The sequence below is a fragment of the Nocardia nova genome, assembly GCF_002933465.1.
Lineage (GTDB): Bacteria > Actinomycetota > Actinomycetes > Mycobacteriales > Mycobacteriaceae > Nocardia > Nocardia nova_B.
Window position 1 is genome coordinate 128,874 of record NZ_PSZE01000002.1, and the last position, 13,366, is coordinate 142,239.

Here is a 13,366-nt window from a genome sequence, read left to right on the forward strand (position 1 = left end):
CCCTGGGTCCGCTCCGTGAGAGACGGAGTGGCTCTCGCCGAGTTCGCTATCAGGGCCTTCATGGTGGAATCCGCAGGGTTGTCAGGCGGTGCCGCGTTCCGACAGCACGACCGGGGTGCCGAACATCTCGCGGCCCGGCAGCAGCAATGACTGGGCGCCCCACTGTTCGAATGTGATCGACTTCGAAGCGAGGAAGGCCCTGGCCCGGTCGAGGCTGGCGATCCCGAGTTCGACGTTAATCACGCGTTCACCATGGTCGGCGAGGAATCGGCCGACAAGATCGTTGTCGCCGCCGCTGCGCGAGGCGACGAATTCCACCGCGTGATCGGCAAGAGGCACACGAAAACCGAGCGTGTTGTGAGCCGAATTCTCCGTCGCGGTGGTCTCACTGCCCACCAGTTCGGCCACGGCGGCCGCCGCCTTCTCGGGCTCGCTGGAACCGAGTCTGATGACCGGCTCGCCTTGGATTCCGAGCGGGTGCTCATCGGCCCAATACGTCGGTGCCCACCCGTCCTCATCTCGCTTGTCTCCGGGGAAGTGATGGGTGGTCAACTCGACGCACAGGCCGTGAAGGTCTCGGGGATGGGTGAACAGGTAACTGCCCGGGCGGTCGTCGGTAATACGGATGCCGTGCTTGCGCAGGACGTCGCGAGCGTCGTCCAGGTCGTTGACGGTCCACTCCAATGAGTGCCACCCAGCTCCGTATCGGTCGATCCATCTTGCGATCGCCCCGGCCGAATCCGTCGGAGTGAACGCCTCGAAGCAAGTGTCGCCGACGAGCCACAGTGTGTTGCGGGCGCCGACCTCCGGCTCCGTGAAATCCATGAACACCGATGCGTCGAAGATGTCGCGGTAGCGGCTGGTGATGCCGGCGTGATCTTCGACGAACATGTTGACGTGGCCCAGGCGTTCCACGACGAGCGCAGTTGACATCTCTCTCCCAAGTCCAATGGCGTGCCGATCCGTCGCGAGCCCACGCCGAATGCTATGTCTAACCGGTAATGCTTACGGTAAGGGCATTCATACACTTGGCGGCGATGTCGCGGGAACCTAGCAGGGCGAAGCACACCAGCCGGAAGGCGCCGCGCGGCATCGGGTGGCGGCCCAATCCGAGTAGTTCGTCGTCGGTGCTGCGCCACAATCGCTGCACCAGATGCACGGCTTGCCCGACGGTGACGCGGGCGCGTCCCGGGTTCAGCAACTGCGGTGCGATCCCGGCCTCGGCGAGCAGTTGCCCGGTGTCCCAGCCGCGCCGGCGCGCCAGGTCGACGATCTGGTGCACCGCCCGATGGGCAGCGGGAAGGCGGTCGACGGCGCGGGCACTCAGCGACGCTGTCAACGCCGCGTTCCGGTGCTCCTGACCGCCTCGGCGGCTGGATGTGCCGGTCCGTCCGCCCGCCCGACTACCATCGATCTTCCCGCAGTGGCGCGGGCGTTCCGGTGTCGGAAGGAGTGCGATGAGTCCTGCGACGATGGCCGCTTGGCAGGTGGTGCGGCCCGGCCCGATCGACGAATCCCCGCCGGTCCGCACCCGGATCCCGATTCCGGAGCCGGCCGCGGGCGAGGTGTTGGTGCGAGTGCTGGCCTGCGGCGTGTGTCGCACCGATCTGCATGTCGCCGAGGGCGATCTGCCGGTGCACCGGCCGCGGGTGGTGCCCGGTCACGAGGTCGTGGGCGAGGTGGTCGCGGCGGGCGAGGCAGCGACGGCTGTCGCGCCCGGTGACCGGGTCGGTATCGCGTGGTTGCGCAGCACCTGCGGGGTGTGCTCGTACTGCCGCCGCGGCGCGGAGAATCTGTGCCCGAATTCGCACTACACCGGATGGGACGCCGACGGTGGTTACGCCGAATATGCCACGGCGCCTGCCGATTACGTGTACCCGCTGCCTGCCGGGTATGCCGACGCGGAGTTGGCCCCCCTGCTCTGCGCGGGCATCATCGGCTACCGGGCGCTGCGGCGGGCGTCGCTGCCGCCGGGGGGACGGCTCGGCATCTACGGTTTCGGCGGCAGCGCACATCTGGCCGCCCAGGTCGCCCTGGCTCAGGGCGCCGAGGTGCACGTGATGACCCGCGACGCCGCCGCGCGGGAGTTGGCCCTGGCGCTGGGTGCGGCGTCGGCGCAGGGCGCGGCCGATCCGCCGCCGGTGCCGCTGGATTCGGCGATCCTGTTCGCGCCGGTCGGGGACCTGGTGCTGCCCGCGCTGGCGGGGCTGGACCGCGGCGGTGTGCTGTCGATCGCAGGTATCCACCTCACCGATATCCCGGCGCTGAACTATCAGCGCCATCTGTTCCAGGAGCGCGAGATCCGTTCGGTCACTGCCAACACTCGCGCGGACGGACGCGAATTCCTGGACTTCTGCGCACAGCACCGGATGCAGGTTCGCATCAACCCCTATCCGCTCGAATCCGCCGACCGGGCCCTGGCCGATCTGGCACACGGCCGATTCGCCGGGGCGGCTGTGCTGCTGCCCGGAGCTCGCTGACCGCACCCGGTACCATCGAATTGGAACGTGTTCTAATTCATGACAGGGCTGGCGGTGCAGGAGGACACGATGGCGGCGGAGCGGCAGACGGCGGGCAGTGGTCGCGGGGCGGCCGGCGGTCGCTTCGGTACCCGCGTATCGCGCACGACCTCGGTGCCCGCGGGCCGGATGGTGGATCTGCTCGGGCGCGGGCGGACCTATCTGGTCGACATCCCCGGGCCCGAGGGCGCACCGACGGTGATTCTGTTGCACGGACTGGTGACCACAGCGATGCTGAACTGGTTCCCAGCCCTGGCGGAGTTGTCCGAGCACTACCGGGTGGTGCTGTTCGACCAGCGCTGGCACGGGCATGGAATTCGTTCGCCGCGTTTCGATCTGGACGATCTGGCCGAGGACGTTGTCGCGGTAGCGGAGCTCGCCGGCGTGGACCGGCCGATCCTGGCGGGATACTCGATGGGAGGAATCGTCGCTCAGTTGGTCGCGTACCGGTATCCGGAGCGGGTCGGTGGCCTGGTGCTGTGTGCGACGACCCACCGGTTCCGGGAGAAGTGGCGTGAGCGGCTGTTCCACGGCGGTATGGCGCTGGTCGCCGGGGTGATGACCGAGACGGCCGGTCGCCGGGTCGCCGAAGCGGCGAGCAAACTGCCGCATGCGCCCGAGATCTCGTGGGAGAACGGCCGAATGGATCGATGGGCGCTGGCCGAACTGCGGACCACCAGCGGATGGGCGATGACCCAGGCGATCGCCGAACTGGGACGCTTCGATTCCTCGCCGTGGTTGTCGAGCCTGAATATGGCGACGGGCGTGGTGATCACGACACATGATCGCGCGCTGCCGGTCTACCGGCAGCTGGAGATGTCGAAAATGATTGCCGGAGCGGAGATCTTCCTCGTACCGGCTGGGCATGCTGCCTGTGTACTCGAGGCGGACGCCTTTGTCCCTGTGCTCCTCGAGGCCTGTGCGTCGGTGGCCGCTCGGCGGGAGAGCTGAGGCGCTCAGCGCTGGGCGTGGGCCGCCTTCAGTAGCGCGGAGATGCTGTCGTGCACGGCGTCGGCCATCCTGTCCGGATCGGGCACCAGCTCACGACAGGCGATGAAGCCGAAATCGAGATCGCCGTTGGCCGACAACACCGTGACATTGAGGCCGGCGCCGTGGAAGACCGGGCCGAAGGGGAACAGCGCATCGATGCGGTGGCCGAGGAAGTACAGCGGCTGCTGCGGTCCGGGCACATTGGAGATCACCAGGTTGTGCACCACCGGATGCCGTTCGGCGAGTTTGAACGACGAATAGGCGCGCACCGCGAGCCGGAAGGTGTTCGGCGGGGCGTATTCGGCCCAGTCCTGCAGGAAGTCCGCGCCCAGGACTTCGTGCTCCTCCTTCGCGCCGACGTTGCCGTGCGCGATCAGGTGCAGCCGCTCGACCGGGTCCTCGACGTCGGTGTAGAGCTGAGCGAACAGCGTCGATACCTTGTTGACGCCGCGTTCGTGCCGCGTCGTCTCGTGGGTGGAGACCGGCACGGAGGCGATCAGCGAGGTCTCCGGCAGTTCGTCGTGCTCGCTCAGATACTGGCGCAACGCGCCCGCGATGACGGTGAGGACCACGTCGTTGACCTTCACATCGAATGCGGCCCGGATCTCCTTGATCTCGTCGAGATCGGCGGTGGTGAAGGCGACACTGCGATGGCGGGTGATGGTCCGGTTGAAGGGCGTGCGCGGTGCGGTGAACGGCAGCGCCATACCTTGCTTGTCGGCCCGTCGGCGCTGCACCAGCCCGCCCAGTTTGCCCAGCGTCTTGGGCACCATGCCGACCACGCCGAGTTTCGCCGGCATCCGCACCAGCCCCTCGGCGGCGAGGGCGAGATCGTTGGGTTCGTCGGACTCCGAGTGGGTCTCGGCCGGCGGATCGGGATAGCGCACGCCCGGTTCGGCATCACACAGATAGGCCATCATGTTGGCGCCGGTGACACCGTCGACGGCAGCGTGATGGTATTTCGAAACGACGGCCACCTTACCGTCGGCCAGGCCCTCGATCACCCACATCTCCCACAGCGGGCGGGTGCGGTCCATCGGCTGCGCCGCGATATCGGCGACCAGTTCGGCCAGCTCCTTCGGTCCGCCGGGGGAGGGGAGCCCGAGGCGGCGTACATGCCGGTCGAGGTCGAAGTCGTTGTCGGTGACCCAGACCGGGTGGTCGAGGTCGAACGGGACCCGATGGACGCGGCGGCGCATGGAGGGAATCAGGTGCAGGCGGCGCCCCAATTCCTCCTTCAGTGCGGTGAACTCGTAGTCCGTCCCGTCGGCGGGCGGGTCGAGGATCAGCAGCGCGCACACGTGCAGCAGTTGGGTGTCGGTCTCCAGGTACAGAAAGCTGGCATCCAGCCCGGTCAATCGCTCCATACCTGTAGACTATTAGAACACGTTCTAGTTTTGGCTGAAACGGTAGGGGAGTTCGGTCACATTCCGGCGGGTTTCGTGCACGCGATCAGTTGCGAGACGGTCACGAAACCGTAACCGCGCGAACGGAGTTCTGCGACGATGCGCGGAATCGCCGCCTCTGCGGCCGGCTGGTACATCGCGTGCAACAGAATGATCGACCCCGGCCGGGTACGGTTCACCGTGTCGGAGACTATGGCATCGGTGCTCGCCCCGCCGGTGGAATCGGATTCGACATCCCACATCACGGTGGTGCGGTCGTGGCGGGACAGATACCAGGGAAGTGTGACCAGCTTCTTTCCGTAGGGCGGGCGGAAGGTCACCGGGCCGTGGTAGCCGATGTGCTCGATCTCGGCGTCGGTGCGCTCTATTTCGTCGCGGACCGTGGCCGGGGTGACGAAGACCAGCCGCCGATGGGTGTCGCTGTGGTTACCGAGCTCGTGCCCGGCCGCCGCGATCTGCGCCCCGTAGTCGCGATGGGCTGCCAGCTCGCGGCCGACGAGGTAGAAGGTGGCCGGAACATGTTCGGCGGCAAGGGTTTCCAGAATCGCGGAGGTGCGGTCGGTGGGGCCGTCGTCGATGGTCAGCGCGACAACCTTGCCGCTGGTGTCGACGCGGTGGACCACGCGCCCGGCGACCTGGAAGGTCCGCGAATTCATCAGGATGTACGTGCCGATCGACAGCACCGTCGCGACAACGACGACGATCCCGCCGCCGAACAGCAGCCTGCGTTTCATCGGCGAAACCTACCACCGGACACAGGGTCCGGTGGTAGGTGCGGATCACCAGTGCAGGCCGGGCAACCGGTTGACGATACGAGCCGCGGGGGTGGGCAATCCCATCAGCGGCTGCACCACCGGTGCGAGTGCCAGCAGCGGACTGCGGCCGCTGGCCTCGGCCGGATCGCTGGATGCGGCGCGGCCGTGCCTTGCCGCGGCGGATTCGCCGGTCCGCCGGAAGCCCTGGTGCAGAATGGCCTTCTTCACCGAGGGCATCACCGTGTCGATGACCTGGGCGAAGGTGCCGATCGGCGTGTCGATGCGCGCGGGCCGCTCTTCGAGTGCGCGCACTACTATCGCCGCCGCCTGGTCAGGGCTGTGCACCGGCAGTGATCGGTACATCTCGGTCGGAGCGATCATCGGGGTGCGCACCAGCGGCATCCGCACCGAGGTGAAGGTGATGCCGGCGTCGGCGTTCTCGACCGCCGCGATCTCGCTGAAGGTGTCCAGTGCCGATTTGCTCGCCACGTAGGCGGCGAAGCGCGGCTGTTTGGTCTGCACCGCGATCGAGGAGATGTTGACGACGTGGCCGAATCGGCGTTCCCGCATGGCCGGCAGCAAGGCCAGGATCAACCGTACCGCGCCGAAGTAGTTGACGGCCATCGTCCGCTCGAAGTCGTGCATGCGGTCGGTGGAGTTCAGCACCGAGCGGCGGATCGAACGCCCGGCGTTGTTCACCACATAGTCGACATGGTGATGGTCGGCGAGCACCTGCTTGACCAGCAGTTCGACCGCCTTCTCGTCGGTGATGTCGCACGAGTAGCTGTAGGCGTCGCCGCCCTGCTCGCGCACCTGGACGGCCGCCGCCTCGAGTTCGTCGACCCCGCGCGCCACCATCAGCACCGTCGCACCGCGTCGCGCCACCGCGTGCGCGGTCGCCAGGCCGATCCCGGAGGAGGCGCCGGTGATGAGTACGATTCGGTCGCGCAGCCGGTCGCCGCCCCCGTGGCGGCGCGCCCGGTCGGGATCCAGGTGGGCGCGCCAGTACCGCCACAGATTCTCGGCGTAGGTGTCGAAGGCGGGGACCTCGAGATCGGTGCGGCGCAGTAGCGCCCGCGTGGAGTCGGAGACGAATTCCGACGCGAACGAGGTATGCGGGGCGACCTCGGCGGGAATGCCGAACTGGGTCAACAGGAAATCGCGCGCCGCGGTGACACCGGGCAGCCGGTTCAGCGTTGCCAGTGCGGTGTGGCTGCCCGGCACCGGACCCACGCCACCGGGTGCGCCGGCTGCTCGCGAGAGCGCGCCGTAGATTTCGGTGAACGGTTGCGGACGCGGGTTGACCAGGTGGAAGGTGCGCTTGTTCAGCCTCGGGCGGCCGATGAGCCCGACCATGGCCTGGGCGACGTAGTCGACCGGGACGATATTGGTCGCGCCGAGATCCGGCAGCGGCAGCGGCAGCCCGCCCGGCAGCGCGGCCAGCCGCGCGATCGCGGGGAAAAAGTAGTACGGACCGTCGATCTTGTCCATCTCGCCGGTGCGCGAATCGCCGACCACGATGGCCGGGCGATACACCCGCCAGCGCAGCCCGGTGCTTTCACGGACCAGTCGCTCGGCGGCGAATTTCGTTCGGTGGTAGGGGGATTCGAGATTCTGGCCGAGGTCGAAATCGTCTTCGAAGAATTTGCCGCGGTGGTCACCGGCCACCGCCACCGACGACACGTGGTGCAGCATCGCACCCAGTTCGGTGGCGAGCGCGATCACCGCACGGGTGCCGTTCACATTGGCCGCGTAAGCGGATTCCTCGTCGGCGGTCATGTTGTAGACCGCGCCCAGGTGCACCACGTGCTGTGCGGCCGGCGGTTCGTCCGCGAGTCCCAGACCTTCGGCCTTCAGGTCGCCGACCAGCGGAAACACTCGGTCGATGGCATTCCAGCGCGTGGCGAGTTCGGCCAGTTTGGCTGCCGAGGCCTCGCGCACGAGCACGTGCACCACGGCGTCGGCATCGGCGGTGAGCAGTCCCTCCACCACGCGCCGCCCCAGAAAACCCGTCCCACCGGTCACGATATAGGTGGCCATAACCCCTCCTTGCAGGTCGAACATGTTGTCGCACAACGTTGTTCGTCCGACATGCGTCGGTGGATGCGGACTGAACGAATCGGCCTCTATCAGAATCGAGGTCGCTGTAGGAACCCCTGCGTGCCTAACTGGTGAGTAACTTTAGCTGTCGGCGAGTTGCGCCCGCAACCAAACGGCGCCCCCTGTGGTGTGGGGCTTGTCACCACATGGGAGCGCCGATCAGTATGTGTAACAACGATTTTGATGTAACTCGGAGATGCATCTGGTTATCGACTAGCAACCTTCCGGTCGGACGTCCAGGAGTGTCCGGGGGAGGTCAGCCTTCGCGGCGGACCGGGAATTCGCTTGCCAGATCCGCGAATACGGCACTGTTGAGATCGAAGGCGCGCCGGCACTCGCCGAGTACTCGCTGCTTCTCCAGATCGTCGACGGCCAGTTCGTCGAGCAGGGTGCGGTAGCCGCGCTTGAAAGCGGCCGGGTTCGCGATCTGATCGAACACGTAGAAGCGCACCCCGTCGCCACGCTTGGGCAGCTGCCACAGCTTCGCCGCGGTGCCGCGAATAACCTGACCGCCGGACAGATCACCCAGATAGCGGGTGTAGTGGTGGGCCACATAGCCGGCGGGCCAGGTCAGCGCGCACTCGGTGATGCGGGCGGCGTACTCGGCGGTGGCGGGCAGCGCGTCGATGTCGTCGCGCCACTGCGGGCCGCCCAGATGCGCCAGATCGTCTTCGAGATGCGCCAGGCGCGCGAGTTCGGGCCGGATGAACGGACCGGCGACCGGATCGTCGGCGAGGGTGTCCCAGTGCGCCTCGAGCGCCCGGTAGATGTGCCAGAGCTGGCCGGTGTAGCGATAGAACGCCCGGACGTCCAGGGCGCCGCCCAGCATGTCGCTCATGAAGGTGGAGTTCTCGGCGCGTTCGTGCTGTTCGGCGGTGGCGGAGCGGATCTGCGCGGAGAACGGCACGGGCTGCTCGGTGGAGGTGGCGTCCGGCATGATCCTGAGTTCCTCGCTTCGTGGACGGCAAGTATGGGTAACCTAACTTCGCCTCCGACGATACCGGTCGATGAGCGTGGCGGAATCAAACTTTCGGACGAGAAAGGCGCGTCGGGCCGCACACAGAGCACCGGTCGGCGGTGAATGAGCTGCCGCTTCTTCGCCGGCGCCCGGTCGCTGGATGCAGGAGAAGTCCAATCGGAACGGCGTCGACGCGTCCTGCGACTTTGCCGAGCATGCACGCCGTGGAATACCGGGGCGCCGTGCGCATCGTGGGCCCGACCGGGCTCCTGGGCATGAGCGTGCTCCGGCCATGTTGCGGCGCAGTGTGTTCGCGCAATTCACCGAAGAGAACCCGACCGGGGGCATGGCGGCCCCGGACTCGGCAAGCGAAATGTCGACTGTAGCGATATGGTTGCCTGCGGGCGGCGCCGCCATTTCAATAAGTACGTACGTACATATTTGTAATCGACATTCGGTTGATATTCTTAAAACGTCAGCGGCTGTAGTTTCACGATAACGCCAGGTGTAGCAGCCTAATGCCTGAACAAAGGTGTTCTTCAAACTGAGGCAAGACAATTCGAATTCAGTTGTCATCCCGAAGGGAGCGATAGGATGTCTGGCCTACCGGCTCGCGGAATCGTCGCAGTGCTCGCGGCGGTGGCCATGATCGTTTTTCTGCCCGGCATAGCGGCGGCTAACGCGGCCGCCACCTTCTCCACCTCCGGTTCGGTACTCACAGCCCAGGTCAGCGGTGTGGCGAGTGGCGAATCGTGTGTGTTCAAGATCAACAGCGTGGTGAAGTATTCGAGCCCGGCACCGAATCCGAGCACGTTGACCTATACGTACGACTTCAGTGGGACTTCTGCCGGGCAATATACGGCGGACGTCCAATGCGATGGCGGGCAGGGAATTTATTACACGGCCGGCTCGACCGGCGTGACATGGAAAGGCAGCAATTTCGGCGGCACAGGCACCGGTGCGCGCTCAGCCGTGGATGTCCTCGTCCGCAACCTTCCCTTCCTCGCCCCGCTGTTCCCTCTGCTACAGCTCGACTAATATTCGGCATGGTCGGCGACATCCGCATTTGTAGTCCACAGGTCAGCCCGTCCGTTCGTTTCGCTTGCGATGCAAGGATGTTCTCGTCGCCACGAAATCGCGTGGCCCGGCACGTCAGTCGGTTTCGGGCGGGCGATCGTATTTCTCGATCGTGGCCTTCGATGTCGATCGATCCTGCAGGACCAGCTCCCACGGCCCGACATTCACGTCGAAGTTCTTTCCGAATCCCACCCACTTGCCTGCCAGGCGGGTCGCGGTGAGTTCCGACAGGAGTTGGATCGCGCCGAAGTACCGCGCGCCCTTGTAGTAGCCACTGGGCGCGGTGGTTTCCGACCAGGTGCCCGTCGCGATGTGCCCGTCCAGGGTCAGGTCGAGTTCGAGTGTCCCCGCCGCGGACCTCGGCAGACTGCGCACAGTGAGCCGTTGCTCGTGCTGCAGCACGACCACGTAATGCGACGACGTGAACGTCTGCTCGCGACCGGAGGAGTAGAACTCGTAGCGCGACAGCCAAATCCCGCTGTATGTACCGGAATTGGGCTGCGGAGCGGCCTGGCCCGGATGGCGCTCTCGGGGAACGTCGCCGATCGGCGAGTGGACTTCATGTCCAGCCGTGTCGTCCCCTGAGAGGCTGCGTCCAGCCATCACCGCGCCGAATCCGAGGCTTTCGATGGGCAGGCGCATCACCTGCTCCAAAGCCCGCGCATGCGAGGGGCGGGGATTCGTGGTCGCGCCGGATTCCCATCGCTGGACGAGTCGTTTCGTGGCGCTGACGCATCCGGCCTCGCGGAGCATGCGGGCCAAATCGTCTTGGCTGAGCAACCGGGCCGTGCGAGCGGCGCGTAAGGCGACGTTGGGTCTTCCCATGCGGCAACTGTAGGGGAATGACGCCTAAATGTCGCCCCGATTGTGCGCGTATTGACGTCGGTTTCGTCGTCGCCCGGAGGTGGTGGTGTCAGCAAATCTGGCATGGCCGCGCAGCCGGAGGGCCAACTGATCCGGGTCGCGGTATTCGGAACCGGACTGTGAGGGGTGTGCAATGTGGATTCTGTTCCTGCTCACCGCGCGTGTTGACCGTCGCGCTCGTGCGCGTGCCGCTGCGGGGGCGACGTGCGTCGCCGGAGTCGGCGCCGATGAGGGATGCGCGACCGATAGCGCTGGGGTGGGTACATCCGGAGTCGTCGTGTCCGGATTGGGACGTGGCTCGGGTTCGGCGGCTGGCCGAACGTCTCGGCTATCGGCTCGTGTGGGCGCCGGAGGTGGGCCTGATACCGCTCGCTGACCAGGTCCGCGCGGCCGGCGCCGATACTGTAATCGCGCCGACAACAGAGCATTTCGACTTTCTCACACTTAATTCGGTGATGTCGGTCGCCGACGTGGAGATCGTGAATCCGCGGGTGTCGTTCTCACGGTGGGCTACCGGATCGCAACCCGAACGTGACCGGTAGGCGGCCGACAGCGCCGAGGGTGAGTGGTGTGGTCGAATCTGGCACGCGGCGGCGACCTGAGTGGTCGGATTTCCAGCTGTTCGCACGATCGGGATCAATGATGCAAATCGGGCGAAAGCGGCGAGTTCGGACAAGCTCGGACAAGTCGGGCGCGTGGTGGCGCGCGTGAGACTCGTTGTGTTACAACAGGTTTACGGATAGTTCCCTAAGCTAATTAGTTATTGAGAGGCGGCGGAATGTGCGGAATCGCGGGCTGGGTGGCGTTCTCGGACGATCTCACCCGGCAGCAGGGGGTTATCGATGCGATGACCGAAACCATGGCCTGTCGCGGGCCGGACGGGCGGGGCACTTTCGTTCGCGCCCACGCGGCGCTGGGGCACCGGCGGCTGGCCATCATCGACCTGCCGGGCGGGGCGCAGCCGATGTCTGTGCCGACCCCGGCCGGCGACGTCGCGATGGTGTACTCGGGGGAGGCCTACAACTTCCGTGAACTGCGCGAGGAGCTGCGCGGACTCGGGCACAGCTTCGACACCGACAGCGACACCGAGGTGGTGTTGCACGGTTATCTGCAATGGGGTGAGTCCGTCGTCGACCACCTCAACGGCATGTACGCCTTCGCGATCTGGGACGAGCGCGACCAGAAGCTGGTCATGGTGCGCGACCGGATGGGGATCAAACCGTTCTACTATTACCCGACCCCCGACGGTGTGCTGTTCGGCTCCGAGCCGAAGGCCATCCTCGCCAACCCGATCGCGGCCAAGACCGTCGATCTGGACGGCCTGCGCGAGCTGTTCGCCATGACCAAACAGCCCGGCTGGTCGCTGTGGAAGGGCATGGCGGAGGTGTTGCCCGGCACGCTGGTTACGGTGGACCGCAACGGAATTCGCACCCGCACCTACTGGCGGCTGCATGCCGTTGAGCACACCGACAGCCAGGAACGGACCGTCGCCCGGGTGCGTGAGCTGCTGACCGACATCGTCGATCGCCAGCTCATCTCCGATGTGCCACGCTGTGTGCTGCTCTCGGGCGGACTGGACTCGAGCGCGATCACCGGATTGGCCGCGGCCCGGCTCGCCCGCGACGGCGAGCAGTTGCGCACCTTCTCGGTCGATTTCGCCAACCAGGAGCAGAACTTCGTCCCCGACGAGATGCGCGACACCCCGGATTCGCCGTTCGTGCGGGAGGTGGCCGCGCTGGTGCGCTCGGCCCATCGCGACGTTGTGCTGAATCCGGCCGATCTGGCCGATCCGGCGGTGCGGCGCGCAGTCGTCACCGCTCGCGACATTCCCGCCGGTCTCGGTGATATGGACACCTCGCTGTATCTGCTGTTCGCGGCCATCCGGCAGCAGTCGACCGTGGCGCTGTCGGGGGAGTCGGCCGATGAGGTGTTCGGCGGGTACCGCTGGTTCCACGACGAGGTGGCGCTGAAGGAGGACACCTTTCCGTGGCTGGCGTTCAACACCGCTCTGACCGGCGACGCACGCTGGCAGATCTTGAATCCGGCCCTGCGTGAGCGGCTGCGGCTCGAGGAGTTCGTCGCCGATCAGTACAGCGCGGCGGTGGCCGAGGTCGAGCACCTCGACGGCGAATCCGAGGTCGAACGCCGGATGCGGACCGTCTGCCACCTGCACCTGACCCGGTTCGTGCGCACGTTGCTCGACCGCAAGGACCGCGCGTCGATGGCGGTCGGCCTCGAGGTGCGGGTGCCGTTCTGCGACCACCGCCTGGTCGAGTACGTCTACAACACCCCGTGGTCGCTGAAGACGTTCGACGGCCGGGAAAAGAGCCTGCTGCGGCATGCGGCCGAGCATGTGCTGCCGGAATCGGTGGTGCGCCGGGTCAAGAGCCCGTATCCGTCGACGCAGGATCCGGGCTATGCGGCGGTGCTGCAGCAGCAGGCGAAACATTTTCTCGCCGAAGACGATTCACCGCTGTTCGAGATCATCGACCGGCAGTGGCTGCAGCGAGTGGTTGCCCACGACCCGTCCGGCATCGACAGCTACATGCGCGCCGGACTGGATCGCATCATCGATCTGCACACCTGGCTGGAGCTGTATTCTCCGCAACTGCAGCTGGACTGAGCGCTTGTCCGGGGCCGGCCCCGACCTCGTGTCGGGCCGGCCCGTGCGCTGTCCGCACTGGTCAGGGGCGGAGC

The 13,366-nt window shown here is 66.3% G+C and carries 12 protein-coding genes; 5 read left to right on the top strand and 7 right to left on the bottom strand.

Translation table 11 applies throughout. The features are described 5' to 3' along the window. Window positions 1-81 precede the first annotated feature (81 nt). Window positions 82-933 carry a VOC family protein gene (locus C5E41_RS03015; protein ID WP_104374310.1) on the bottom strand — a complete coding sequence of 284 codons (852 nt, stop codon included), beginning with the start codon at window positions 931-933 and terminating at the stop codon, window positions 82-84. Between the two features lie 58 nt (window positions 934-991). Continuing rightward, the gene (locus tag C5E41_RS33655; protein ID WP_181063074.1) at window positions 992-1,339 is read right to left on the bottom strand and encodes an AraC family transcriptional regulator ligand-binding domain-containing protein; all 348 of its coding nucleotides are present in this window, start codon (window positions 1,337-1,339) and stop codon (window positions 992-994) included. A gap of 133 nt (window positions 1,340-1,472) precedes the next feature. Between C5E41_RS33655 and C5E41_RS03025 the strand changes: the two genes are divergently transcribed. Together C5E41_RS03025 and C5E41_RS03030 are read left to right on the top strand one after the other, a co-directional pair. After that, window positions 1,473-2,480: a zinc-binding alcohol dehydrogenase family protein gene (locus C5E41_RS03025; RefSeq protein WP_181063094.1), complete on the top strand. Its 1,008-nt coding sequence runs from the start codon at window positions 1,473-1,475 to the stop codon at window positions 2,478-2,480. 39 nt (window positions 2,481-2,519) lie between these two features. Beyond that, window positions 2,520-3,470, top strand: coding sequence for an alpha/beta fold hydrolase (locus tag C5E41_RS03030; RefSeq protein ID WP_258080700.1), 951 nt, complete (start codon window positions 2,520-2,522; stop codon window positions 3,468-3,470). Window positions 3,471-3,475: 5 nt separating this feature from the next. Here the strand turns inward: C5E41_RS03030 and C5E41_RS03035 are convergent, their stop codons facing one another. From C5E41_RS03035 to C5E41_RS03050, 4 genes are all read right to left on the bottom strand, one after another. Further along, window positions 3,476-4,876 carry a WS/DGAT/MGAT family O-acyltransferase gene (locus C5E41_RS03035; protein WP_104374313.1) on the bottom strand — a complete coding sequence of 467 codons (1,401 nt, stop codon included), beginning with the start codon at window positions 4,874-4,876 and terminating at the stop codon, window positions 3,476-3,478. Between the two features lie 56 nt (window positions 4,877-4,932). Beyond that, window positions 4,933-5,649 (bottom strand): polysaccharide deacetylase family protein, encoded by a 717-nt coding sequence (locus C5E41_RS03040; RefSeq protein ID WP_104374314.1) that lies wholly within the window; start codon window positions 5,647-5,649, stop codon window positions 4,933-4,935. Window positions 5,650-5,694: 45 nt separating this feature from the next. After that, complete coding sequence (locus tag C5E41_RS03045; protein WP_104374315.1) at window positions 5,695-7,710, bottom strand: SDR family oxidoreductase; 2,016 nt, start codon at window positions 7,708-7,710, stop codon at window positions 5,695-5,697. Between the two features lie 316 nt (window positions 7,711-8,026). Beyond that, window positions 8,027-8,707, bottom strand: a complete 681-nt coding sequence (locus C5E41_RS03050) for a heme oxygenase (biliverdin-producing) (protein WP_063028185.1) — start codon at window positions 8,705-8,707, stop codon at window positions 8,027-8,029. A 615-nt stretch (window positions 8,708-9,322) separates the two neighbouring features. Between C5E41_RS03050 and C5E41_RS03055 the strand changes: the two genes are divergently transcribed. Then, a complete protein-coding gene (locus C5E41_RS03055; RefSeq protein WP_104374316.1) occupies window positions 9,323-9,766 on the top strand; it encodes a hypothetical protein in 444 nt (147 codons plus the stop codon). A gap of 114 nt (window positions 9,767-9,880) precedes the next feature. Here the strand turns inward: C5E41_RS03055 and C5E41_RS03060 are convergent, their stop codons facing one another. Next, window positions 9,881-10,630, bottom strand: a complete 750-nt coding sequence (locus C5E41_RS03060) for a helix-turn-helix domain-containing protein (RefSeq protein WP_104374317.1) — start codon at window positions 10,628-10,630, stop codon at window positions 9,881-9,883. 332 nt (window positions 10,631-10,962) lie between these two features. Here C5E41_RS03060 and C5E41_RS03065 point away from each other — a divergent pair, with 332 nt between their 5' ends. Beyond that, on the top strand, window positions 10,963-11,211 hold the full coding sequence (locus C5E41_RS03065; RefSeq protein ID WP_258080701.1) for a hypothetical protein: 249 nt from the start codon (window positions 10,963-10,965) through the stop codon (window positions 11,209-11,211). A gap of 236 nt (window positions 11,212-11,447) precedes the next feature. Next, a complete protein-coding gene (asnB, locus tag C5E41_RS03070) occupies window positions 11,448-13,292 on the top strand; it encodes an asparagine synthase (glutamine-hydrolyzing) (RefSeq protein WP_104374318.1) in 1,845 nt (614 codons plus the stop codon). Window positions 13,293-13,366: the final 74 nt, after the last annotated feature.